Here is a 24,949-nt window from a genome sequence, read left to right as displayed (position 1 = left end):
AGGAAGACGGTGTGCGTGTCCGCAATGGCCTTCCCTATCCGCTCGGCGCCACCTGGGATGGCGCCGGCGTGAACATCTCCGTCTTTTCTGCCCATGCCGAGAAGATCGAGCTGTGCCTTTTCGATGCCAGGGGAAAGCGAGAGCTCGAGCGTGTTGCCCTGCCGGAATATACGCATGAGGTCTGGCACGGCTATTTCCCCGACATGCGGCCAGGCCAGGTCTACGGGCTGCGCGCCTACGGGCCCTACGACCCCAACAAGGGTCATCGCTTCAACCCGAACAAGCTGTTGATCGACCCCTACGCGAAGCTGCTCTTGGGAGACCTGCGCTGGCACGACGCCTGCTTTGGATACCGCGTCGGCTCGTCGCGCCAGGACCTTTCGATGGATCGGCGCGACTCCGCCTTTGTCGTGCCGAAATGCGTCGTCACCGACACCGCCACCACATGGGGCGATGACGTGCGCCCGCGCAGGCCGTGGGGCGATACGGTCATCTATGAGGCCCATGTGAAGGGTATGACGGCTTTGCACCCGCACATGCCTGAACAGCTTCGCGGCACTTTCGGCGGCCTCGCCGATTCACGCGTCATCGACTATCTGGTCAAGCTAGGCATTACCGCCATCGAGCTCATGCCCGTCCAGACCTTTTTTGATGACCGCTATCTAGTGAACAGGCATCTGTCGAACTACTGGGGCTACAACACGATCGGCTTTTTTTCCACCGCCTCCCGATACATTTCGCCGGGCGGTGGCGTGCACGAGTTCAAGCGTATGGTGCGCAAGCTGCACGAGGCGGGCATCGAGGTGATCCTCGATGTTGTCTACAATCATACGGCGGAAGGCAACGAACTGGGACCGACCCTGTCTTTCCGCGGTCTCGACAATGCCAGCTATTACATACTGGGCGACGACCGGCGGTACTATTACGACACGACGGGCTGCGGCAACACCGTGAACCTGAAGCATCCGCGCGTGCTGCAGATGGTGATGGATTCGCTGCGCTATTGGGTCGAGGAATGTCATGTCGACGGCTTCCGCTTCGACCTGGCCACAGCACTCGGCCGCGAAAGGGACAGCTTTGAGCCGTCATCGGTCTTTTTCGACACCGTACGCCAGGATCCGGTGCTTTCGCGCGTCAAGCTCATTGCCGAGCCATGGGATCTGGGCCCAGACGGATACCAGCTCGGTAATTTCCCGCCCGGTTGGGCGGAATGGAACGGTGCCTGCCGCGACTGGATTCGTTCCTTCTGGCGCGGCGACGAGCACGTGGCACCCGATCTGGCAAGCGGACTTCTTGGCTCGGCCGCCATGTTCGATCGGCGTGGGCGCCGCCCTTGGGCAAGCATCAATTTCGTCACCGCCCATGACGGTTTCACGCTCGCCGACCTTTATACCTACGACGAACGCCATAACGAGGCGAACCACGAGGACAACAACGACGGCCACAGCGACAACCGCAGCTGGAATTGTGGCAAGGAAGGCCCGACCGACGATCCTCATATCCGCGCGCTCAGGACGAAAATGCGGCGCAATGCGATTGCCACGCTTCTTTTGTCTCAGGGCACGCCGATGATCCTCATGGGGGATGAGGTGGGGCGCACACAGCACGGCAACAACAACGCCTATTGCCAGGACAACGATATGAACTGGCTGCCTTGGGAGGGGCATGCACTGGAAGACGAGGGATTCATGCAGTTTGTCCGGCGGATGATCGCCTATCGGCAGTCGAGCGTACACCTCGGCCACAGGGATTTCTTGCACGGTCGGCCGGTGGATGGCGGCTTTCTCGACGTGACATGGCTGCGCCCGTCCGGCCAACAGATGAGCGATGAGGATTGGCAGGACCCAGGCCTGAAATGCCTCGGCTTGATGCATTGCAACGAACGCAGGTCCTGCCTGCTCATTCTCTTGAATGCCTCTTCGGATCCGGTGGAATTCCATCTGCCGCGCGAACTGGGCATGCCGGGATGGCAGGTCATCATGCGGACCGAAACCGGCCAATGGCCCGTCTGGGACGCCATCCGCACGCCCGGCAAGATTCAACTGGCTGACCGCTCCATGGCCATACTGGAAGGGCGTGGGCGATGACGCAGAAGCCGGACTATCATTGGGGCGCTCATCTCAACGATGACGGCTCCGCGGTTTTCCGCCTCTGGGCACCCCCGCTCGATCAGCTTCTGTTGAAGGTCGCGCAGATGCCGGAGCGGTCGATGGATCGTCGCGCCGATGGCTGGTTCGAACTCACCGTCGACGGTCTTGGAGACGGAACCCAATACCAATTCGTCCTGCCCGGCGGCATGACGGTACCCGATCCCGCTTCCCGCGCGCAGGCGTCCGGTGTGCACGGGCCAAGCCTGCTTGTCAGTTCCGACTATGATTGGAAGATGCCGGACTGGAAGGGACGGCCCTGGAACGAGGCGGTGGTCTACGAACTCCACCCCGGCACCTTTGCGCCGCCGGGCGGGTTCGAGGGCATCCGCCGCAAACTCGACTATCTGGCAGGGATAGGCTTCACCGCCATCGAGATCATGCCCGTCGCCGAATTTTCCGGGACGCGTGGCTGGGGCTATGACGGCGTGCTGCCGTACTGCCCGCATGCGGCTTATGGCGGCGTAGCCGGGCTGAAGCGTCTGGTCGACGCCGCCCATGAACGGCGGCTGATGGTGATCCTCGACGTGGTCTACAACCATTTCGGGCCGGACGGGAACTATCTGGGCGTCTATGCGCCGGAGTTTTTCGACCCCGAACGCCAGACGCCCTGGGGACCGGGCATCCGCTTCGAAGCGCCGGCGGTACGCGACTTCTTCCTCGACAATCCGATCTACTGGCTGAAGGAGTTCCGCGTTGACGGCCTGCGCTTCGACGCCATCGACCAGATCAAGGACCAAAGCGAAACACCGATCCTTGTGGAAATGGCGCGCCGGATCCGCGAGCGGTTCGGCGATCGCGAGATCCACCTGATGACCGAAGACGAGCGCAATATCGTTGGACTTCATCCGTATAATGAGGAAAACCGGCCTACGCTCTTCACCGCCGAGTGGAATGACGATTTCCACCATGCCGCTCACTGCATCGCTACGGGCGAGGACGCCGGCTATTATGCGGGCTTTGCGGACGATGCTGTGGGGCATCTGGCGCGGGCATTGGCAGAGGGTTTTTCCTACCAGGGCGAGCCCTACGCGCCGCATGAGGGTTGGCCGCGCGGCCAGCCCAGCACGGGCCAGCCTCCGGTCGCCTTCGTCAACTTCCTGCAGAATCACGACCAGATCGGCAATCGTGTCTTCGGCGAAAGGCTGACCACCCTTGCCGATGAGGAAACCGTTGAACTGTTAACCGCTGTCCTTCTGCTCAACCCGCAGATCCCACTCGTTTTCATGGGTGAGGAATATGGCGAGACAACCCCCTTCCTCTTCTTTGCCGACTTCCAGGATGCACTTGCCAAGGCCGTGCGGGAGGGACGGCGCCGCGAGTTTGCCGCCTTCCACAATTTCGGCGAGGAGAACGCCGGGCACATTCCCGATCCCAATGCGCTGTCCACCTTAGAAGCGTCGGCTCTTCGTTGGGAGCATGCCGGGACCGAGGCAGGCAAGCGACGCCTCGCGCTCTTCCGCCGGCTCCTTGAGACGCGCAACACGTACATCGTGCCCCTTCTGCCAGCTATCAAATCCATGCGGGGCGGCGCGCAACGCCTGAGCAGGAGCGCTTTCGTAGTAGGTTGGCCGGCGGGCGGCAGCCTGCTTCTGATGGCGGCCAATTTCGGCACGCACGATGCGGCCTTCACAGAGACTCTCGATGGTTTGGAGCTGGTCTACGAAAGTCGCAATGGTCTCCTTGCCGCCCTGCGGGACGGGCAGCTTCCGCCGCGAAGTCTCATCGTCTTTGCATCTGGAGCCGGCCCATGACCGACGCCCTCGACCGGATGGCCGCCGCCCACGGCATCGTGCGTACCTACCGCGCGCTCGACGGCACGACGGCACGCGCATCCGATGAAGCGGTCAAGGTGCTTGTTAGCATCCTGGGCGGCGAGGAGGGCGGCGCCGCCTTCCACTGCTTCTCAAAGAAATCGATGAAGCGCCCGTTCCGCAAGCCGTGTTTCGTGTGATTTCGGAAGAAAGGCCGCGCACCCCATGAGCATTCCCCGCGCTACCTATCGTTTGCAGTTTCGCAATGGCATGACCTTTGCGCGGGCCGCCGAGATCGTTCCCTATCTGGCCGATCTGGGCATCAGCCATCTCTACGCCTCTCCCATCTTCACCGCCGCGGCGGGCTCCCCCCACGGCTATGATGTGGCCGACTACCAAGCCCTCGACCCAGTGCTCGGCGGTGAAGAAGGTTTTGCCCGACTGGCAGAGGCCCTGAAGGAGAATGGGCTCGGCCTTATACTCGACATCGTGCCCAACCATATGGCCGCGTCCACTGCCAATCCCTGGTGGCGCGATGTGCTGAAGCACGGTCGGGACAGCGCCTATGCACGGCATTTCGACATCGACTGGCAGGCACCTAAGCTGCTTCTGCCTGTACTCAGCGAGCCATACGGCGAGGCCCTTGCTGAGGGAAAGCTCAAGGTCGGGATCGACACGAAAAAGGGAGAGCCTATCTTCAGCTACGACCGGTTGTCGCTGCCGCTTGCGCCCGCCTCCCTTTCACCGGACCCCAACGATGGCGGTCGAGACCTGGACGAAACGCTCGCCCGGATCAATGCCGATAAGGAACGATTGCATCGCCTGCACGAGGCTCAGGTCTGGCGGCTTGCCTACTGGCGCCTCGCGCGCGAGGCGCTGACCTATCGCCGCTTCTTCGAGATTGCCGACCTCGTCGGCGTACGGGTGGAGGATGCGTCTGTCTTCGCCGATGTCCACCAGCTTCCCCTCCGGCTTGTCCGCGACGGCCTCGTCGACGGGTTGCGCATCGATCATGTCGATGGCCTGGCCGATCCTAAGGGCTATCTGGCCGACCTCAGGGGGGCCTCGGGGCTCGATTACGTGCTGGTCGAGAAGATTTTGGGGCCGGGGGAGGCGCTACGCGCCGACTGGGCGTGCGCCGGTACGACGGGCTACGAATTTACCCGCGTTGTCACCGCGCTTCAGGTTGATCCGCACGGTTGCGAGGAAATGACCAAGGGCTGGGTAGGCTTCACCGGCGATGATCCCGATTTCGCCCGACAGCTGCTCGCCGCCAAACGGCGCATGCTCACTGTCAACCTCGCTGGAGAACTTGCCGCACTTGTGCGTCTTGCCGAAACGGTAGCGGCGCGGGATCTCGCCACGCGCGACTTCGGCCACGATACGCTGAAGACGGCCATTGTAGAGCTTGCCGCAGCTTTGCCCGTTTATCGCACGTACGTCGACCGCGATGGCGCCTCCGATCAGGACCGCACCTTGATCGAGCGGGCCCTTGAGCAGGTAGAACGCGGCCGCGCTGTGGAGGATCGCCGTGTCGTCGCCTTCATCGCTGCGCTCCTGCTTCAACCAGCGGCGGGCTCAGCTGCCCGCGCCACCTTCATCAGGCGCTTTCAGCAAACGACCGGCCCACTCATGGCCAAGGCCATGGAGGATACGACCTTTTATCGCTACAACCGGCTCACTGCCTTGAATGAGGTAGGCGCGGATCCGGATGTGTTCGGTATTGAGCCGGAAACTTTCCACGCGGCCATGCAAAGTCGGGTCGACGCGCCGCGTGCCCTGTCTGCCACGGCGACGCACGACACCAAGCGCGGCGAGGATGCGCGCGCACGCCTTGCCGTCTTAAGCGAGATGCCGCGCGACTGGGCGGATTCCGTGGCGCGCTGGCACAATGCGGCGGCCGGGCTTCGTCGTGCGTTGCCGGATGGGCCCGCCCCGGATAAGGGCACAGAATGGCTGCTTTATCAGGCGCTGGCCGGTGCGTGGCCCGCCGACCTTCCGATCTCCGACGAAGCGGGGTTGCAGGCGCTGTGCAAGCGGCTCGTCGCGTTTATGATCAAGGCGCTGCGTGAAGCGAAGCAGCGCACAAGTTGGACCGACCCCAACGAACGCTTCGAGGCTGCTGTGGAAGCCTATATCAAGAACCTGTTCGCGCCCGAGCGCCGGGCCCTGCTGGAGGATGTCCGCGCCGTCATCGATGCATTCGAGCCGGCCGGGCTCGTCAACAGCCTGGCGCAGCTTGTGCTCAAGCTCACCCTGCCGGGGGTGCCGGATATTTATCAGGGATGCGAGCTCATGGACTTCAGCATGGTCGATCCCGACAATCGGCGACCGGTCGACTTCGCGCTCCGGCAAAGCCTTTTGCAGGAAGTACGCGGCTTGGACGCCGGCGCGGCGATGCAGCGCTGGCGCGAGGGCGTGCCGAAGCTGTGGCTCCTCGATAGGCTCCTGCGTCTTCGCAGCGGCCAAGCCGATCTTTTCAACCGTGGCCGGTACGAGCCTTTGGAGATCGCCGGCGAAGAAAAAGAGCACGCCATCGCCTTTGTGCGGGTGCTTGAGGGAAAACGAGTAGTCGTTGCCGTGCCGCGTTTCGGGCTCAAGCACTGCGTCTCCAGTCGGCGGTCCTGGATGAGCAGCGCCGCCTTAGCGCGGACGCTGCTCCTCCTTCCCAAGACCGCCGGAGGCTACAGGGCGCTGACGGGACAAACGATCGACGACAGCCAGGCACCACTGTCCACCCTTTGGGCCGGGTTGCCGGTCGCTGTTTTGCAATCACTTTAGAGGCGTGCGGCACGACAGCCGACAAATCCGCCGTCAATCCATCCTGATCAGGGCGATTTCTTTGGTCGCTTCGCCGTGCCGGTGCTGCGGCGCTTTTTGTCGTCTGCGCCCGTGTTGCCTTTGGTGGCGGCAGCGCGTGCGCCGCGCTTGCTGCCGCCGGGCTGTCTTCCTCCGGCCGCCTCCGATCTCCCGCGCGCTTGCGGAAAATCTTGCGGCATTTCCTCCGGTATTTCGGCGTCTTCGGCGCTTCCGTCTTTCTCCATCGCCATCTCGCGCGCCGCACGTTCCCAATGTTCGCGATGCCGACCTTCCGGGCGGCCCTCCATCTCCCAGAGTTCATAGGCGCGGCGCCGGACTTGCTCTTCCCGATCTGAAGACATGGCTATCGCTCCGTTCCCTCGCTAAACACGAGGCAAGGAACAAGGTTCCAGCGATGGTTAATGATAACGGCGTTTGTTGCGTGTATCGGAACGACATGATTGCGCGCTAGGAGCCGGATCGCTTCAAAGTGGATATCAGTTCAGCCTCCGAACGTGCAGGGCCGGTGATCTGGCCCAAGGCTACATCCACCGGCGCACGCGGGTCTTGTAGTCCCGGTAGGCGTCGCCGAACCGCCTTTCCAAGTACGCCTCTTCGCGCGCGACGACGCCGTAGCGGATCGTGATTGCCAGGGGCAGCGTGAGGATCAGGATCCATGGGCTTGGTGCGGCTATGCCAATACTGCCGTAGATGAGGAACATGCCAATGTAGATTGGATTGCGGCTCCACCCATGAATGCCAGTCGTCACCAGCGTGCGCACAGGACGAGTGGAGGGCACCGGCGTGGCTGCGCGAGAGAAGTTGCGAGCGCCTGCGGCAAAGATCGCGACGCCGAGGATGATCAAAACGCCGCCAGCCGTCCAACGCGGCACGGCGCTCTCCGGCAAGGAAAGCGGCAGAGGTAACATGCGGTCCAGGACGAACCCAAGGACCAGGCAGCCGAGAAAGAGGAATGGCGGTCGCGCTATGACGTCGACCGTTTCGGGATCACCACCCTGTTGGCCGGTGGAGTTCATGGTGGGCTCCTTGCCACACAATGCATCGAAGTTCAAAATCGACATGAAGTGACAACTTTGGTGTCATTCTAATTTTTGACAACAAAGGTGTCAATGTCGGTTGCGGAGACGGAGCGGAAAGCATGGTGACGATGCCACAGGGGAAAGGGGCGGGTCGGGTCGTCGGCAGCAAGGCCGAGGCGGTCGCGGAATTGATGCTCGAAGTCGCCCAGTGCTTCTTCAAGATACGGGCGCTTGGCCAGAAGACAGGGTTCATCACCGGCTGGGGCGGCGGTGTCTTCGGCTTCATGCGGAGTCTCGCACTGCTTGGCCCGCTCACCGTGCCGCAGATAGCCCAGATGCGACCCACCAGCCGCCAGCGCATGCAACGACTGGCGAATGAGCTTGCTGCCGAGGGGCTCGTGGAATTTATCGACAACCCGAAGCACCGGCGCTCGAAGCTCGTGCGGCTGACGCCCGTAGGTGAGGCGCGCTACAGCGAGCTCACCGCCTCGCTCCTTTCGATTGCATCGACCATGGGCGGCGATGTCAGCGAAGTGGATATCCGCAAGACGACCGATATCGTGCGGCATCTGAGCGATGATGTTAAAGCTTACGGCGGCTTCAACTCATAAACAGACAATTCAAGGCACGGTCCGGATATCGACGGTTGCGCTCCCGGGGGCGCCCGCAGCGAGCGCGCTCACGGTGACGTGACGAGCGGAATAGGTCGCCTCTATCCGGACGCTGGCGCGTTTTCTGACTTTATCCATTTCGCAGCCCCCGCGTCACTTTCACGGATCGCTCACGCTCGATCAACGGTGATTGCACGGTCGACGCGTAGATCAGGCCTCGCGGTCACTAGAAACGCAATTCAAGGAAGATTTTGACCGTGGTTCCTTACAGAAACACAGGAGGTTACTATGAATAAAATTGCTATTCTCGCATCTGTTCTCGCGACACTTGGTGTCGGCAACGCAGTTGCTTTCGAAGCCGCGTGGGGTGTCGGTACCAGCGAGGCGAACAGTATGCCTGCTCCGCGCTACCAGATGGCGCCCTCCGTCGACAGGACAGTCGTGACCGGCAGCGCCAACGACTCCTACGGCTTCTCCACTGGTTCCGGTCGGAGCGGCCGCTTCTCGGCCGCGGATGGCTTTGGCCCCAGCGATGAGAACGACGAGCCCACCCCGCGCTTCCAAATCGCACGCTAGTGGCGCGATCCTGACAGATGGTACCCATCTGTTTGGGCTAGACCATTAGCGGGTCGGTTCGACGCGCAACAGCAGCCCCACCGGGGCTGCTGTTTTTGTTGTGCTGGAAATTGAAGGGCTCAAGAAGACACCGCATCGAGAGCAATCTCGTCTTCTTGGGGTGCGGCGGGTCGCAGGTCAGAAGCCCGAGTTCCAGTTGAGCGTTTTTGTGTTATTATATTGGGTGGGTTGCCTTTAAGAACACTATTGTCGGCCCATTCGCCTTCTCTGGCGGAGTCATTGCGGCTTCGGGAGATTTTCTTTGGCGATCCAGATTCTCGTTCGTTACGCCGTACAGGCGGCCTCGCGCCATGAGCTATTATCTGCGTGTTCTTGGCGGCTTTGAACTGCTCCACGACGACGAGCTCGTTCCGATCGCGTCTGCCAAGCAGCGCTGTCTGCTTGCTTCACTTGCCCTGGCCATACCGTACAGTTGCCATCGAGAGGTATTGGCGGAGCGTCTTTGGGGCGAGCGGAGTGGCGGAGGCGCCAGCCAAAATCTGCGAACCGCGTTGAGCCAACTGAGAAAGCAATTCGTCGCGAAACCAGTGATTGGTGCGCAGCGGGAGGAAGTGTGGCTCCGCCCTGAATTGATCCAGGTCGATGCCCTGACCTTCAAGACACTTCTAGGAAGTGACGACCCGCAATCGCTTCGCGCTGCATCGGAACTCTACGGGGGAGATTTTCTCAGCGACGTCCGCATCCGGGACGGCGATGCGGAGCAGTGGATTTTCGATCAGCGCGGATGGTACCGGACGCGTGCCTTGGAGGTATTCGTGAGGCTGTCCGAAACTTCGCTTGAGAGCGGTGACTTGGAAACAGCCGTGCGGGAGGCGCGGCGCGCTGTGTTGTTGGACGACCTCGCCGAGGAGGCGCACCGCGCCTTGCTGAACGCCCTGCTCGCGGCCAATCGACGTGGGGAGGCAGTGCGGCATGCAAGGTCGATGCTGGAATTGTTCGAGACCGCGCTTGGTGTTGCTCCTTCATCGGAAACAATGGCTGTCATCGAAAGGGTAAGGAAAGAACCCGGAATCCGCATAGCTTTGAACGAAACAGCATCGGTAGCAGCCACGCCGGAACCCGCACAGCTTCCGCCGGTCAAGGGAAAGCGTAGACTCATCGAGCAGCGCATGGTCGTCGCTCTCAGTTATGAGATCATAGGCGTCTCTAATGCTGCCAACTATTCAGATGATGCCGGCGTTCTGGCAGATCTTATTGCTGATCTAAACCATCTCATCAGTGCGGTAGCAGAGGAATGGCTCGGCTTGGTTGGCGCTTCCGGCTCAGATCATGGCGTGATCTACTTCGGCGTCGAAGGCCAGACGGAGGATTACGCCAGCGATGCAGTTACGGCGGCCAACGAACTCAGCGAAGCAATCGCGAACTACCGTTGGCCAAGCCGCTCGGACCAACGTTTCTTATTCAGAGCAGCCCTCGACGAGAGTGTGTCGTTGGTCTTCTCGAACGAGAGCGATGAAGACCAACCCAGAGTTATCGGCCAAGCCGAACTCACGGCCCGTAGGATACGTCATGCGGCCCCGATACCGGGTATACTGTTAAGCGATAGACTGCGCGCTCGCGTCAGCAGCTATTTCAAGTTCCAACCCTACAAAGATCGCTCGCCCGCACGCGACCGGAACGAAGCCGGTGTTCTTTGGCAATTGATCGTGCCTCGCCGCATATCCGATCGCTTTGAGGCGAGGCAGAGACATGTGCTGCCGCTGGTTGGCCGTCGTAGCGAACTCGATCTGCTGACAAACCGCTGGTCCGACACCCGCGATGGCCACGGACAGGTTGTGATCGTGCGTGGGCAGCCGGGTATCGGCAAGTCACGATTGCTTCATGATTTCCGCGGTCGGCTCAAGGCGTCGGGGGTGCGTCCCTGGCTGTTCCAGTGCACGCCCGGTGGCGCTCGTACGGCATTTTCGCCGCTTGCGGGCATGTTTGCCGGTCGCCGACGCTGGCGGCAGCCGCCGAACTCGGTCTTCATGCGGGCCGTGCGTCGCTTGAGCGTGCTGGATTCTGATGCTGTCGAACAACTGGGGTTCGCAAGCGGTATCATTCTATCCGGCGGCAACGATCCACCGCTGTCAACGAAGGAAGCTCTCAGGCGAACGCGGAGCGCAATCCGGGCGGTGATCGAGAGTCGTGCCAGGGAAGGCCCGGTTTGCATTATAGTCGAGGACGTACATTGGGCCGATCCATCAACCCTTGCCGAGCTTGAAGCCCTGTCGACATGGATCACCGACAAGCCTGTTTTCATCGCGCTTACGGCGCGTGACGATACGCTTCGTTCAATTTCGGACGCGAGCAATGCACTCGACCTGACGCTTCGGCGGCTAGGCCCGGCCGAAACGCAGGCACTTGCAACGTCCCTTTGGGAGATGACAGCCGATGATCGCCCGGCTCCGGAGCAGGTGGCCTTCATATCGGAATTCAGCGATGGCATTCCGCTGTTTCTCGAAGAACTGGTGCTGTGGCGGCTCCGGATGGATCGTAGCGTCGGGACCAGCCCAGCGCTGAAAAAGGATGCGTGGGACGATCCGGCGATGCCGCTCAACGATCTGCTCCTCTCCCGCATGAACGCTTTGGGGGAGGGGCGGAAAGTGGCGCAGATAGCCTCCGTAATAGGAAGAGGCTTCGACCTGACGATGTTGCGTGAGGTGGTAGGCGACCTGCTGCCGGAAGAGAACCTGTCCGCCCTGCTGGCGCTTCTGGTCGATCAAAACATCCTGCGGCAGATTTGGCCGGCGCCGGATGCCGAATACGAGTTCCGACACGCGTTGCTGCGGGAAGCGGCCTACAGTTCGCTTCGGGATACCGACAGGCGGGTTTTTCATCAGCGGGTGTTCAAACAGCTAGAGCAGCAAAAGGAAGAAGGGTCCGTCACGCGAGACGCCGATCTGGCGTGGCATTCCGAGCGCGCGGGCAATTACCGGACCGCGGCCGCCATTCTGGCCAGGGTGGGGCGTGACAGCGCTGCCCGGTCGGCGATGGCGGAAGCTAGATCTTCGCTTTTTCACGCTCTCGAACTTACCGAGAACATCGATGATATCGACGCCCGCGAACGCCTCCAGCTTGAGATTGTCGCCGCCCTCGGCCCGCTGCTAACCAGTCAGTTTGGCCCTCGGGACGAGCGAGCGCAGCAACTCTATGAGCGTGGTATCAACATCGCCCGGCAACGCCCTTCCCGGGAACTGGCCGACTGGTTCCCGGTATTCTGGGGTTGGTGGTACACGGGATCGGATTTTCGCATCATGCACGATCGCGCCATACGCGTGCGGGAGATGCTTGCAGGTGTGGACGATCCCGAGGTCAAACTACAGATCGATCACTCCATTTGGGCGATTGCCTTCAATCTCGGTCGGCACAAGGAAACCCTGGAAGCAATCGAGACTGGCCTTGCACTTTATGACGCCGAACGCGCCGGGATCAATCGGACGCTGTTCGGTGGACATGACGCAAAGATATGCGGCTTAGGCCAGAAGGCTCTGTCGTTGTGGCTGGTCGGCCAGACCGCGATGTCGGACGCTGCTCTCGTGGAAATGATCGGCTTTGCCGACAGCATCGGACATATCCCGAGCAAGGTACACTCGCTCGATACCGAAGCGGTGTCCGCCTTTTATCGCGAGAACTTCGACCATCTTGCCGAAATTGCCGCGCGGATGGGGGAGTTTGCGGCAAAGCATGAAATGGAGTTTCTCAATGGCCTGTCACTTCTGTTTGGCGGATGGGCTAGAGCGCAACTGAAGAAGGATATCGACTCCGGTCATGAGGTGTTCTGCAATGGGCTTGAGGTCTTGGAGCAGCTCGGATCGGTGGCCGATCTTCCGATATATCTTTATATGCACTCTAAAATTCTTGGGCTTGAAGGAAAGGTGAATGAGGCGATTGCGGCCTTGGATCGCGCAATCAGCCAAGCCAACGATGCGGGGCATAACTATTGGCTGGCCGAACTCTATCGTCTCCGCGCGGAACTTCGCGCCCAAACCGATGCCGATTCGAATCTGATCGTTCCGGATTTGAAACTTGCACTGGCAATCGCGAGCGAACAGGGCGCTGCCGCTCTCTTTGAACGGTCCGCCCGGTCAGCCAAGGAACTCGGCATTGCGTCTGATCTATCCCAGGGGGGCAATGAAAATTGGATCGTTCCCTAGAGGAATTATACACGGCGCTATCAGTGGCGAGTTCGTTCCCATTGTCGGTGTCGCCGACGCACGAGGATTTGGACTGCCTCCTTTCGCGGCTTCTGCCCCTGTGCCGAAAAGCCCGGATTACGCGACTGGGGGACTTGACCGGACTGGATCGGATCGGGCTGCCCGTTGTTCAAGCCATTCGCCCGGGCGCTCTTTCGGAGGTAACAGCGCTAGGGCGGGGGCTTTCCGTCGTGGAGGCGGCAGTCGGCGCCATCATGGAGGCGCTCGAGCGCTTCTTTTCCGAAATTATCCCACCGGACCGGATCTTTCTTGCTTCTGCCGCAGAACTCGGAATCCCGCGGGGCCTGTTTGAAAATCTGGCCCGGCCCAGCTGCCAGGGCGAATGGCGGGAAGTTCGAATTCCGTGGATTTTGGCGCTCGACGTAGCTTCGGGCTCAACGCAGCCGGTGCCCCTCGAACTCGTCCATACTTGCTACACCGAGCCGCCGCCGGCTGGTGACGGCATTTTCCTGCGCACGACCACCGGTCTTGCCTGTCATGTGAGTGCGCCCGCGGCGTTTCTGCATTGCCTTTTCGAATGCATTGAACGGGACGCAATGGCGAGGGCCTTTGCCACGCACGGCTTTTTCGACCGTATGCGCATTCGATCCTCGACGTCCTTTGGCGGGAAAGTAGAGAGGCTTCTGGATCTTGCTCGTGACAACGGGCTTTCCCTTGCTTTCTGGTACGTGCCATCACCCACCGAGGTTCCGGTCGTATGGTGTCAGACGATAGAAACGGGTCCTGGTGAACCGACGCTTGCCCTCCCAACCGAAGGCCATGCCGCCGGCGCAACGCTGGAGGCGGCTGCCTTTGGTGCCTTGCTTGAGGCTCTGGTGACCCGAGCCGCTGCAATCTCCGGCACACGCGATGACCAGACCAGGAGGCACTACCGTTCCGGCAGTGACGCACTCGTCGCCCAGGCGCGCCAACTCATTTCTGCAGACGTTGCTCCGATAGATGCCGCGACGGTTGAAAGTTCCTCCTCCGCAAATCTCGGCTCATTTGTCCGGAGGGTTGCCGCGTCGGGATTGGGACCGGTGCTCGCGGTGCCGGTCGGATCAGACAGCGAAAGCGGCGTTCACTGCATAAGGACGATCCTTCCGGCAGCGCAGCCCTTCGCAGCGGTTCGGTGAGTAATCAGATGGAACATCCGGCCACAAGCGGTCACGTTTCTCGCGAAAGCACCGATGGCCCCATACTGGTGTTCCTCGGCCCAACGCTCCCGCTTGCCGAGGCCCAACAGGTCCTTGACGCCGTCTATCTCCGGCCCGCGGCACAGGGCGACATCGTGCTCGCCGCCCATGCCTTCAGACCGCGGGCGATGATCTTGATCGACGGGCAATTTGAGGATCGGCCCGCTGTCCGTCACAAGGAAATTCTATGGGCGATGGCTCAGGGGATCAGAATGATCGGCACCGCCAGCATGGGGGCGCTAAGGGCCGCCGAGTTGCACGAGTTCGGCATGATCGGGATCGGCTTGATCTATCGTTGGTACCGCCGGTGGACCTTGGCCCCCGACGACGCTGTGGCGGTGCAATCTGCACCTGCTGAGCTTGACTTTCTTCCGCTAACGGACGCGATGATCGATCTTCAGGCCACTTTCTCCAAGCTTATGCGCGATAAACTGATCTCACCCGAAGACCGGTGCAAACTCACGCAGACGGCGCGGAACATGAACTTTCGCGATCGAACCCTGAAGGCGGTACTGCGTAAGGCCAACTGGGCGGACGATGCGTCGGATCGACTGATTAGCGGAATATCCCGCCGAAAACGGCACGATGCGCTCAAGGCCCTGCAAATTGCGCCGCGTCTCGTCGCATCCGGCCCGCCTCCCAGGGATTGGGTATGGCGCGCAACGAATACTTTCGTTCGCGATATAGAAGCGAGCGGCATTGACCAAATGTTGTTGGAGTTGTATAGTTGAGTTCAGTTTATCTTGGCAATTGCTTGGGTATATTGCATGATAAATTTGATAAAGCCTCAATAATTATTTCGGTTGATGCTATGGCCGGCGAACTACGTCCTCAGGCTTATCAGCACGCCGAACAGGGTGTCGGCACACGCTTTTGGATATATCCTCAAGCTCCATTTATCCCAGGCTATGAGCAGCCGGACCGCATATGGCTGCCGATACTGCCTGATGAGATCGGCGAGGGTCCCAGCGACATGATGATGTATGTCGCTGATCCTCTCTTCGACAAACGACCTTACGGCGCAACATGGCTGCCTCCCTTTGACGGTGCTCGGCGTGGACCTGTCAAGGCGGGCCCCGACCGCCACTTCGATCACCTCGACCCGCAGGCACGATCCTTTCTTGCAGTCCACGCCTACGCCTGCGTGCATTTCGTGCTTGGAATCTGGCAGAGCTACCTCGGACACCCGATCCGCTGGTTCTTCGACCAGACCTTCGAGCGCCTCGAGATCGTTCCGCTGGTCGATTGGGAGAACGCACAGGCGGGCTATGGATTTCTCGAACTTGGCTATTCGCGCGTCGGCGGTATCGATCGGCCCTACGCGTTGAACCTGGACACGATCGCTCACGAAGTCGGGCATTTGATCAGTCTGGGCGAGTTGGGTCTTCCGACCGCTGCATCGCGCGACAGCGACTTCTTTCCATTCGCGGAGGCGTTCTCCGATATCGTCTCGCTGATCTCGTTTCTGCATTTTGATACCGCGATCGACCGGCTGCTCCGGCGCACAAGGGGAAACCTCCTGCTCCACAACGAGTTGAACCGCTTTGCCGAAACGAGTCCCGAAACGCAGATCAGGCTTGCAACGAATTTCCGGCGAATGTCGGAGGTGACGCAGGAGGCGCATGATCGCGCTCTTCCTTTCGTCGGCGCCGTGTTTGACAGCATCGTGGAGCTCTATCACCGGGAGTTGGTTCAAAACGGCTGCGCGGACCCGCGTCTCCTGGATTCCGACCTTCGCCGGTATTCCCAGGATGACTGGGATAGGTTTCGCGAATTGACGGAGGAAGCCTTCAGAACGCGGCCCCATCTTTTCAGGTCAGCGCTCGTGTTTGCACGCGATGCGGTTGGTCAGGCGCTGGCTAACGCACTGACTTCGCTGGATGTCAACTCGCTGCGTCTCGACAGAGCGGCCGAGGCGATCATGCTCGCAGCGGAAGGGGCTGCTGCCGAACGTCTGGAGGCCAACTTTTTTTGGCGCGAGATAACGCGCCCGTCCATAAGCATGAGCGCAGGAAGGAGAGGACCATGAGCGATCGAGATTATTGCGGTAGTCCGGGCGTTGGCCCAGAGTTCACGCAGGGACAAAGTGACTACAATTCCTTCAGGCCTGGAGAGGTGCGTCTATACGGCCGGCCGGCGATCAGGGATGATGAGAATCTGACGGTCCAAGTGTCTGAATTAAAAAAGATACTTGAAGAAGGAGGAAAAGACATAACGGATTTGATGAAACGTGACGGCGGAGAGAAACGGGAAATTATAAAACTTGTCGTGAGATCATCTTCTTCTGCAGAGTCTGTAAAATCTCGAGCCGGTGAAATTTCTGAAAATACTCTCACAATCTCAGATGTTGACGCACCAGAAATTGCAAGCATCGGTGTCATCTATGGCTACGCCTACGAAGGCCACTGCTACAAGCTGCCAAAGCCGCAGATCGTGCTCTTGCCTGTAGAGCCGCACGCCATCGTTGAAGGAGACTGTGGCTACAAGCGCGAACTCGGTTACGCGGTCTGGCAGATCGACAAGCAGCAACGCGCAGTCGTGCTGGATGTGCGCTCGGACGATATCAAGACGCTCGTATTGGATGCCAACACGCCCGGTAGCCGTTCACCCTTGGCGTATGCGCAGGTGATGGCGCTCGCCCCACACCGAAGCAGCCGTGACTGAGATCGTTTGAGGGTGGGCAATCAGTAAAAACATCTGGTCCGCACCAGAATTGTGAAAGGGTCAATTTCGAAGTCTTTCTCAAGGTCGCCGCCAAAAAGGCCGAGCCATCGATCCTGGGCTTCGTAGGCCACCCTCTCGCGCTCCTCCGCGCAGGCGAACTTCTGCCCGCCAAGGTTCTGGAGGTGGTGCACCATCTCGTGCACGAGCACCGACAGGTCGGCAGCGCTTCGGCCCATCCATCCATCGGGCAGATAGATCGTCCTCGCATCGTCGTCGTAGACGGCGACGATGTCGTGTTGTTCGTCATTCCAGCGGTCGGTCGGCACGTCTCGGAACCGCAGGCCCTTCATACGGCGTGCGGAAGCATATGTGACGGTGGGCAATTCCTCGGTCTCGGGCAGGCCAAACTCGCCGGAAAGCCATGTCGCTATCCCTCTCAATAGGGCTTGCCGAGAGGGGTCTGCCTTTGGACCGATGGTGAAGGTATCCACTCCGACTCTGAACCCCGATCCGGTCAGCACTACCTCCCGCTGGATGCCGGCGGGAACCGATTCTGCCAGCGTGGGTTCAGTGGCGGCCGCGGCAAATGCGGCGAGTATGCCAGCTGTGCTGCATACTGAAGCCAACGCAAGCTCTTTGATTGAAAGCATCATTTTCCCATCTCCGTATCGGCAGTGAGACCGGTGGCCAGCATTGCTGGTTTAACCGGTGCCATGCACTGAACACGGGTGGGGTGGATCGAGTGTGAGGCGAGCGTGATTCGAATGTTAAATCGCTGCGGAGGCACGCCTGCAATTCATCGCTCGTCCCTTTATGCACGCAGGGCCGAGGTCCGGAGACCGAGCAAGGCGGCGCACCAGCTCGCGGTCGAGAATGGGCGCGCTCTCCCATTCAAGCTGGTGCCGATTTCGACCCCCGATCCCCAGGAGAGGGGTATCCGCTTTGGGCGACCAGGCAGTAGGACGACACGGTGCCACAGCGGACAAACGCTAATGCCTCGGCTAAGGTGATCGGAGGCAAGCGGCACAAGATCAGGCAGACAGGACGGTCGCGGCGATGACGGAAAATTTCCCGGGAAACCAGGAAGGCCCGCCCCTTACAGGCAGCGTCATGGGCTTTCCGGCCCATGCGGGCAGGCCGGGCGCGATCGGCGAGGTGCATGCGCGTCCGCATCCGTTGATTTCCGTGCCGAGGCGATTGATCCAGCTTTCCTTCATGACGGAGGCCGGCTCGACAGCCGACCACGCGGTGTTGGTTGAGCTTTCGCAGCGTCTCGGCATCGCGCCGCCAGACCGCCAAGCGCGCCATTATGCGATGAGCTGGGGGCGCGGTTCGCTGCGCTGGGAACGGCATACGGAATTCTCCACCTATCTCTGGGAAGGCCCGCCGCCGGCGCGTGGAAAGAGCGGCAGGGAGGATTTGCCTTTCGGCGACGGATTCAGCCCGCCCGGCACGGTGATCTCGGGGGTCAGGCTCGACATCCGCAAATGGGCGCCGCAGGGGGAGAAGCTGATCGCCGATTTCGATCCCGGCAGCCTGTGCTATTCGACGGTCGAGGGCGGCAAGGCTGCGGCGATTACCGACTTCCGCCAAGACGGCGACGGCATGACGCGCATACTGCTGCTCGACGGCGGGCTGAGTCCGGCGCGGGCCGGGGCGCTGTCGCAGCGGCTGATCGAGATCGAGACCTACCGAACGCTCGCCATGCTCGGCCTGCCGCTGGCGCAGTCGCTGTCACCGCGCATCCGCCGCATTGAAGACCGGCTGGCGCAACTGACGGGCGAAATGCGCTCGAACAACCGACGCGACAGTCGCGGCCTTCTGGCCGAACTCACAGAGCTTGCCGCCCAATTGGAGGCCGACGCCGCCGCCAGCCTCTACCGTTTCGGCGCCAGCCGCGCCTATCACGGCATCGTGGAGGAGAGGCTTGCCGCGCTCGGCGAGCAGGTGGTGCCGGGGTTCGATAGCTGGGGCGGCTTCCTGCAGCGCCGCGTCTCGCCCGCCATGCGCACCTGTCGCTCGATCGAGGAGCGGCAGGCAAACTTGTCGCGCAAGCTGGCGCGAGCGGCCACGCTTCTGCGGACCTGGGTCGATGTGGAGGTGGAAAGGCAGAACCGCAATTTGCTCGCCTCGATGGACCGCCGCGCCAAGCTGCAGTTGCGGCTGCAGCAGACTGTGGAGGGGCTCTCCGTCGCCGCCGTCTCTTATTATGTTGTAGGATTGATCGGCTATGTTGCCAAGGGTTCACCGCCGGTCTCCGCCGCTGTCAAACCTGAGCTTGTCACGGCGTTTTCCGTACCACTCGTCCTCGCTGGCGTATGGTGGCTGGTGCGTCGCATTCGGCGCTCTCACTCCGACGAAGATATCACTGACTAATAGGGTCTGTTGAGTTTCAATGGCCCCTATGATGATCATCGAGGCTGCAACATAACGCTCGCAACGGAATGAGGGCTACCGTTCCGAACGCCCAATGTTCTCTGTTCCTGACATCACCCATGGTGCCCTCGACGCTCGTTTGCGGGGAAGGGTGCAGAAGATTGGCGAAGAGGATGCCGGTTGTTCAGCCAGGAACGGGGCGCACGACGCGTCGGGAGAGGTCGAAGGCGGTGCCTGCCGCATAGTAGAGCAGAAAAGAGCCGACGACATAAGGCGTCATCATGTCAACCTCCGCGAGCGAGCGCAGAAGCAGCATCACACTGAGGCCGAACATCAGCCGCGCGGCGGGATCGCGCCGGTTGCCGAGCAATATGCTCGTATGGCCGGCGGTTACGCCGATCAGTAGGATAACGAGCAGGACAAGGCCGATCGCTCCCAGTTCGACGAGTGCCTCGATATAGGTGTTGTGGAAGTGGAAGCCCGTCCGCGCCGTGATGTAGAATTCCTCCCAGAGCCGTTCGGCGTCCGGAAAGCCGTGCACCCAATAGGCCTGGTAGCCCATCCCCAGTACCGGGTGTTCGCGCGCAGCCGCCATGCCTTCCGACCAGAGATAGGTGCGGCCGGTCAGGGTTGCGTCCTTGCCGAATGCGCCAAGAACCGCGTCGAACGCGCCCAGTTGCAGAGCGGCAAACAAGCCGAGAAGTGCAAGGACGGCGCCGGCAGCAAAGAGCAGCTTGCGCGGTATGGGCGCGAATAGCTGCAGCGTGTTCATGGCGAGGCTGGCGGCAAGCGCAATCGCCACGGTGATGACGGAAGTGGCGGATTGCGAGAAGAGGAGGCAGTAGCCGGACAAGGCGCCAACGAAGAGCGTTGGGGCCACGAGTAGGCCGCGCTCGCGCAGCAGGACGAGAGCCGCGAAGGCCAGATAGATGCCGAGCGAGGCGAAGAAGCCGAGCTGGTTCTTCGATGAGAATGCACCGACGAAAGTATAGGAGCCATCGATCGGGTCGTAGTGATAGCCACCCACGGCGAGCGAATAGGCCAGCACCAGCGCCACGCCGGCCAGTCCGCCGAAGGTCAGCGTGCGCGGGCTCACGCTGCGCGCCGCGATCAGTGCGCAGGCGATGTGGGTTAGGTACTGCACTCCTGCCCGGGCAGTCGCGCTTGGCGCTGCCGACCAGAAGGTGGAAAGGAGAGCGAAGACGCCGAAGGCGACTATCCACGGAAGATGCGCGTTACCCCTGAGATAGCGCTGCGGGTCGATGAAGGGCAGGGGCAGCCACAGGGCGTAGTAGATAAGGATCGGCACCTGGCCGAAGCGCGTCGAATAAGCAAAGACGAAGAGCGAAACGGCAATTGCGACGACGCCATATCCGAAATTTCGGTTGGGGCTGACAAAGATGGCAACTGGAATCTTCATTTCGCGGTTTTCGTGGCGAGCCGCGGCTGCTGCTACTGAACCGACGGCGGGACGACGTCCACCTTGATCACATCGCCGGGGCGGATCGCCGTGTTCTCGTCGGCGGCGACTTCCTGCGTTTCCTCGTCAACCGTGCGCACGATCCGGTAGCTCACCTCGGCCGCGGCCTTGTCTGCGTTCAGGGCCACCTCAGGAGCCATCGAAGCGGCTTCGGCCATCAGCCCGCGATACATCGCAATCTTCAGGTCCAGCGCCTCGATCGCGGCCTCCGTGTCCTGAAGTTGCTGGGCAATCTCCGTCTCGCGATCGTTGCGGAGCGTGGCCGCATCGCGCTCCGCGCGGTTGATGTCCTGCCTTGCCCGCAACATGGCGGTTTCCATGTCAAGGACCTTGCCTTCAAGGTCTGCAATCGCGCGTTCGACGCCGAGAACACGTTGATTGACGACAAGGCCTCGCTCGGCAAGGCCGCCGATCCCCTCGAGCTCCTCTCGCGAGAGCTGGATTTGGCGGTTTTGCGATGCGATCTTCTTCTCCAGAGATTCGATTTCCCCGGCGAGCAGCTTCTTCAGATCGTCGAGCGCGGAGAGCGAACGCTCCATGTGCTCCTCGCGCGCCTTCATGAACGCCGTCTCCTCGGCGATCAGACCCTTGCCTTCGGCGCTTCCTGCGAGTTCTTCGGGAGCATCGATTGTTGCCTTGCCCTCGGCTTCGGCCATCAGTCGGGCATGGCGCGCGATCAACCTGTTGCGCTCGGCGGCCAAAATCTCGTGGTTCCCATGCGCGTTGAGGTAGTCGCGCTCGACCCGCATGCCCTCATTCGGCGCGCGGCGCAGGCCGCCTGCCAAGCTGACGGCTTTCAGCACGGTCAGGCCGGGGTCATAGGCGTATTTGCCGGGAGCCTGCACGTCGCCGGAAATGAAGACAGGGCGGAACTCCGCCACCTCGACCGAGGCGTCGGGCCGGCTGAGCAAACCGAGCGTCTGTTGCAGTTCGTCGCCGATCGTTGCGGCGAGATCAGCGGTCGTCTTGCCGGCTGCCGGGAGCTCTCCGATGAAGGGTATCGATACGGATCCGGACGGACCGACGGTATAGTCGCCGCTGACCGACGACCAATCGCGTGCCGAAGCATCGGCACTTTGCCATTCCGCGACCCGGATATGCAGCTTGTCCATGGGGCCGAGCAGATATTCCTCGGCTCCGGCGACCGCAGGAAGCAGAAGTGTCAAAACTAGGGCCAGAACGGAAACGAACCGGGAGCGAAGGGGTGGAATGGACCTCTTCGATGTAGCCCCTCCTGTATGTGGACCTGCACGATGTGGCATGGCGTCAATAACTCCCGCGTGAGGAAATAACCGCAGGCAGTGTCTTTATGATAATCACCAGATCGAAGGCGAACGACCAGTTTTCAACATAGTACTGGTCGAAATCCACACGCTGGCCATAAGAGACGTCGTTGCGCCCGCTGACCTGCCAGAGCCCCGTCAGCCCGGGGCGGGCCTGCAGATAGTAGACTGCTGCAGGACCGTACATGTCGAGCTCGTCCTGCACTACCGGGCGAGGGCCGACGAAGCTCATCTCGCCGCGCAGGATATTGATCAGTTGCGGAAGCTCATCGAGGCTCAATTTGCGCAACACTGCACCAACACGGGTGATGCGCGGGTCGTCCTGCAGCTTGCGTGTCGCATTCCATTCGGCACGGGCAGCCGGATTCCGGCTCAGATGGGCGGCGAGCACCTCGGAGCCGTTCTCGACCATCGTGCGGAACTTCATGCATCTGAAGGTATTGCCATTCCGGCCGATGCGCGGGTGGGCGTAGAGCACGCGCCCGCCATCGGAGAGCTTGACCAGCAAGGCGAGCATAATGAGTAGCGGACTTAGGAAGAGGATTGCCATCAAGGCGGCGACGACGTCGAAGCCGCGTTTGAATACGCCTCCCAGAACGGGCTTTGCTTCGGCGCCGTATCGGATTCCAACGGATAGATCGGCTGACCCTGTCGCATGCTTCATGTGCGTCCCCAGTCAGTGGCAGTCGGTTTTAGTGGCGGTCAGTACGAGGCGAATGCTGCAATGCAACACGATAGCCTGCTGTGTATGTAAAGCACACGATGAAAGTTTGGCAGGATGATAAAATCGGAATCATATTATCTAACGCATCGATACATATCTTGCGTTCTTAGACAGTCAGGGCCGATACTGATGTCCTTGATGTATTTTTTAAATGATTACCTTCAATTAACCCACTAATGTTATATTAAATTAATGTATTTTACTGTAGCGAATAAGAGAAGCGCGAATTTTCGCTGCCATCCATCGGCAGGTAGTTCAGATTAGGTCAAGTTGTTTAATTGAGCGGAGCGCCATCTTCGTCGACGAGCGCGGTGCAGCACGGACTCCATCTGAAAAAGGGGTTACGAATCCTGTGCGAAGTGGGGCCTCGTATTGCTTCACGCCTCTTGGTTCAATATATAAAGTGATGGACGCTTTGTATTCGAGCCTGCGTCGACGATGTGGAACTCATCGCGGTGTTGGCGGCGGGAAGAAGACACGAGCGTTGCTGCGGGAGGAAGGCGAGATGATCTGCCTCGGGCACAAACGCGCAAGGCTCAGCCGGGCTTAGACATGTCTTTCCCGCTTTTCCTTCGTGGCATGCTTATTGCCCTTACCGCTTTTGCAATCACGACATATATCGTGACGCAATCCGCATGGACGACGTTCGTCTCCACGCTGGCTTGCGCCGTGATTATCCAGGTCGGCTATTTTGCAACTATTCTGATAATGCTCTTGTGGCCGTCTCGTGGCGGGGAAAGCGGCGAAAAAGCTCCAGAAGGCGAGAAAACGGCGGCTTCGATCAAGAGCGGAAAGCCAGCTGGAAGCGCGGATCAGGTTTCCGGCGCGACAAGGTCGTCGCAACTATAGATAGTCAAAGACCTTTACCCGGCTAGTATCGCTCCAATCAATTCTGCAGCTGCGGCATACCTCTGCCGTATTGCAATCCCCCTTTTGTGCGTACACCCTAGCTCCACTTTCTGGGAGGAACCGATCCATTAGTCGTGGTGGCGCCTTATGCGGCGCAGCCGCTGTCCAACGTTCGTTATACGAGGTTGACGTGGGTTCATCGGCTCCGGAGATGATGGTGTGTGTGGTCATCGCGGCCAGGAACGCCAGCAATACAATTGCCCGTGCCATCACGTCAGCGTTGCGCGAGACGAAGGTGGGGGAGGTGATCGTTGTCGATGATGCGTCGACCGACGACACCGCCGCGGCGGCGTGGCAGTCCGATGACGGAAGCGGCCGCCTGCATGTGTTGCGGCTTTCTCAGAACCAGGGTCCGGCCTTCGCGCGCAATCACGCGATAGCCCACTCCACGGCGCCTTTGATTGCCATACTGGACGCGGATGATTTCTTCCTGAGGGGCCGCTTCGAAGCGCTTCTCGACGGTGACGACTGGGACTTCGTCGCGGACAATGTAATGTTCATCGACGCCGATGACTGTGAGCCGGACGTCCCACACTTCGCGCCGGAGCCGTACTTCCTCGATTTGCGCGCCTTCATAGAAGGCAACATTGCCAGGCACGGTGTTCGCCGTGGCGAGATCGGCTTCCTGAAACCGGTCATGCGCCGTGCTTTCCTCGATCGCCATGGGCTGCGCTATAACGAGCAGTTGCGGCTCGGCGAAGATTACGACCTCTATGCACGCGCGCTGGTGAGAGGCGCTCGCTACAAAGTCGTACGCGCCTGCGGCTACGGCGCCGTCGTCCGGCCGGATTCACTGAGCGGGCAGCACTCCACGGACGATCTGAAGCGACTGTGGGAGGCAGACCAGGCGCTTATCCAATCGCGTTCCCTGCCGCAGGGAGCGAGCAAGCATTTCAAACGCCATGCGCATCACGTTCGTGCGCGTTACGAGCTGCGGCGGTTTCTCGACGTCAAAGCTGCATCGGGGCTGACCGCCGCGACGCTGGATGCATGCGCACAGCCGATGACTCTTCCGAGAATTGCCAGCGGAATCCTTGCTGACAAAGCGGAAGCATTTATGCGCCGGCGCGGGGACCGGCGACGGCAATCGGCGGTTTCGGCCAACATGCCGCGCTACCTGCTTCGAGGACGTTTGGCGATGCCGGATTGAGCGAG

The 24,949-nt window shown here is 60.7% G+C and carries 20 protein-coding genes; 14 read left to right on the top strand and 6 right to left on the bottom strand.

All coding sequences use genetic code 11. The features are described 5' to 3' along the window. Positions 1 to 11 precede the first annotated feature (11 nt). From glgX to treY, 4 genes are read left to right on the top strand one after another with little or no spacing between them, the layout of a single operon-like run. Positions 12 to 2,087 carry a glycogen debranching protein GlgX gene (gene glgX / locus GPJ75_RS10340; protein WP_163267716.1) on the top strand — a complete coding sequence of 692 codons (2,076 nt, stop codon included), beginning with the start codon at positions 12 to 14 and terminating at the stop codon, positions 2,085 to 2,087. Beyond that, positions 2,084 to 3,901, top strand: coding sequence for a malto-oligosyltrehalose trehalohydrolase (treZ, locus tag GPJ75_RS10335; protein WP_163267714.1), 1,818 nt, complete (start codon positions 2,084 to 2,086; stop codon positions 3,899 to 3,901). The genes glgX and treZ overlap by 4 nt, the downstream gene beginning before the upstream one ends. Beyond that, entirely contained in the window at positions 3,898 to 4,101 is a 204-nt protein-coding gene (locus tag GPJ75_RS10330) for a hypothetical protein (protein ID WP_163267712.1), read from the top strand. The genes treZ and GPJ75_RS10330 overlap by 4 nt, the downstream gene beginning before the upstream one ends. Positions 4,102 to 4,126: 25 nt before the next feature. Next, a complete protein-coding gene (gene treY / locus GPJ75_RS10325) occupies positions 4,127 to 6,682 on the top strand; it encodes a malto-oligosyltrehalose synthase (protein ID WP_163267710.1) in 2,556 nt (851 codons plus the stop codon). 47 nt (positions 6,683 to 6,729) lie between these two features. On the opposite strand, the gene GPJ75_RS10320 is transcribed toward treY, so the two are convergent. Together GPJ75_RS10320 and GPJ75_RS10315 are read right to left on the bottom strand one after the other, a co-directional pair. Further along, on the bottom strand, positions 6,730 to 7,062 hold the full coding sequence (locus GPJ75_RS10320) for a DUF2934 domain-containing protein (protein ID WP_163267708.1): 333 nt from the start codon (positions 7,060 to 7,062) through the stop codon (positions 6,730 to 6,732). 180 nt (positions 7,063 to 7,242) lie between these two features. Beyond that, positions 7,243 to 7,782 carry a methyltransferase family protein gene (locus GPJ75_RS10315; protein ID WP_205602500.1) on the bottom strand — a complete coding sequence of 180 codons (540 nt, stop codon included), beginning with the start codon at positions 7,780 to 7,782 and terminating at the stop codon, positions 7,243 to 7,245. A gap of 77 nt (positions 7,783 to 7,859) precedes the next feature. Between GPJ75_RS10315 and GPJ75_RS10310 the strand changes: the two genes are divergently transcribed. The 7 genes from GPJ75_RS10310 (at position 7,860) to GPJ75_RS10280 (ending at position 17,022) form a co-directional block, all read left to right on the top strand. Then, complete coding sequence (locus tag GPJ75_RS10310; RefSeq protein ID WP_163267704.1) at positions 7,860 to 8,351, top strand: MarR family winged helix-turn-helix transcriptional regulator; 492 nt, start codon at positions 7,860 to 7,862, stop codon at positions 8,349 to 8,351. A 288-nt stretch (positions 8,352 to 8,639) separates the two neighbouring features. Then, positions 8,640 to 8,927: a hypothetical protein gene (locus tag GPJ75_RS10305; protein WP_163267702.1), complete on the top strand. Its 288-nt coding sequence runs from the start codon at positions 8,640 to 8,642 to the stop codon at positions 8,925 to 8,927. Positions 8,928 to 9,277: 350 nt separating this feature from the next. Further along, positions 9,278 to 13,123 carry an ATP-binding protein gene (locus GPJ75_RS10300; protein ID WP_163267700.1) on the top strand — a complete coding sequence of 1,282 codons (3,846 nt, stop codon included), beginning with the start codon at positions 9,278 to 9,280 and terminating at the stop codon, positions 13,121 to 13,123. Next, positions 13,108 to 14,298 (top strand): YcaO-like family protein, encoded by a 1,191-nt coding sequence (locus GPJ75_RS10295; RefSeq protein WP_425483135.1) that lies wholly within the window; start codon positions 13,108 to 13,110, stop codon positions 14,296 to 14,298. The genes GPJ75_RS10300 and GPJ75_RS10295 overlap by 16 nt, the downstream gene beginning before the upstream one ends. Before the next feature lie 8 nt (positions 14,299 to 14,306). After that, positions 14,307 to 15,089, top strand: coding sequence for a TfuA-like protein (locus GPJ75_RS10290; protein ID WP_163267698.1), 783 nt, complete (start codon positions 14,307 to 14,309; stop codon positions 15,087 to 15,089). A gap of 80 nt (positions 15,090 to 15,169) precedes the next feature. Then, the gene (locus GPJ75_RS10285; protein WP_163267809.1) at positions 15,170 to 16,387 is read left to right on the top strand and encodes a gluzincin family metallopeptidase; all 1,218 of its coding nucleotides are present in this window, start codon (positions 15,170 to 15,172) and stop codon (positions 16,385 to 16,387) included. Beyond that, positions 16,384 to 17,022 carry a hypothetical protein gene (locus tag GPJ75_RS10280; RefSeq protein WP_163267696.1) on the top strand — a complete coding sequence of 213 codons (639 nt, stop codon included), beginning with the start codon at positions 16,384 to 16,386 and terminating at the stop codon, positions 17,020 to 17,022. The genes GPJ75_RS10285 and GPJ75_RS10280 overlap by 4 nt, the downstream gene beginning before the upstream one ends. Positions 17,023 to 17,042: 20 nt before the next feature. On the opposite strand, the gene GPJ75_RS10275 is transcribed toward GPJ75_RS10280, so the two are convergent. Further along, the gene (locus GPJ75_RS10275; protein WP_246249010.1) at positions 17,043 to 17,675 is read right to left on the bottom strand and encodes a DUF6647 family protein; all 633 of its coding nucleotides are present in this window, start codon (positions 17,673 to 17,675) and stop codon (positions 17,043 to 17,045) included. A 403-nt stretch (positions 17,676 to 18,078) separates the two neighbouring features. Here GPJ75_RS10275 and GPJ75_RS10270 point away from each other — a divergent pair, with 403 nt between their 5' ends. Further along, a complete protein-coding gene (locus GPJ75_RS10270) occupies positions 18,079 to 19,398 on the top strand; it encodes a DUF3422 family protein (protein ID WP_163267694.1) in 1,320 nt (439 codons plus the stop codon). A 184-nt stretch (positions 19,399 to 19,582) separates the two neighbouring features. Here the strand turns inward: GPJ75_RS10270 and GPJ75_RS10265 are convergent, their stop codons facing one another. Genes GPJ75_RS10265 through GPJ75_RS10255 form a run of 3 tightly spaced genes read right to left on the bottom strand, consistent with a single transcriptional unit; the run spans position 19,583 to position 22,825 of the window. Further along, on the bottom strand, positions 19,583 to 20,818 hold the full coding sequence (locus tag GPJ75_RS10265; protein ID WP_163267692.1) for an O-antigen ligase family protein: 1,236 nt from the start codon (positions 20,816 to 20,818) through the stop codon (positions 19,583 to 19,585). Between the two features lie 32 nt (positions 20,819 to 20,850). Beyond that, positions 20,851 to 22,140 (bottom strand): polysaccharide biosynthesis/export family protein, encoded by a 1,290-nt coding sequence (locus GPJ75_RS10260; RefSeq protein ID WP_163267690.1) that lies wholly within the window; start codon positions 22,138 to 22,140, stop codon positions 20,851 to 20,853. A 4-nt stretch (positions 22,141 to 22,144) separates the two neighbouring features. After that, a complete protein-coding gene (locus tag GPJ75_RS10255) occupies positions 22,145 to 22,825 on the bottom strand; it encodes a sugar transferase (protein ID WP_163267688.1) in 681 nt (226 codons plus the stop codon). A 612-nt stretch (positions 22,826 to 23,437) separates the two neighbouring features. On the opposite strand from GPJ75_RS10255, the gene GPJ75_RS10250 reads away from it, so the two are divergent. Both GPJ75_RS10250 and GPJ75_RS10245 read left to right on the top strand, forming a co-directional pair. Further along, a complete protein-coding gene (locus GPJ75_RS10250; RefSeq protein WP_163267686.1) occupies positions 23,438 to 23,734 on the top strand; it encodes an exopolysaccharide production repressor protein in 297 nt (98 codons plus the stop codon). 211 nt (positions 23,735 to 23,945) lie between these two features. Continuing rightward, positions 23,946 to 24,944, top strand: coding sequence for a glycosyltransferase family 2 protein (locus GPJ75_RS10245; protein WP_163267805.1), 999 nt, complete (start codon positions 23,946 to 23,948; stop codon positions 24,942 to 24,944). The last annotated feature ends 5 nt before the right edge of the window (positions 24,945 to 24,949 follow it).

The organism is Chelativorans alearensis (assembly GCF_010993735.1).
Lineage (GTDB): Bacteria > Pseudomonadota > Alphaproteobacteria > Rhizobiales > Rhizobiaceae > Chelativorans > Chelativorans alearense.
Note: the sequence above shows the minus strand (reverse complement) of the source record. Positions and strands in the feature narration are given on the sequence as shown.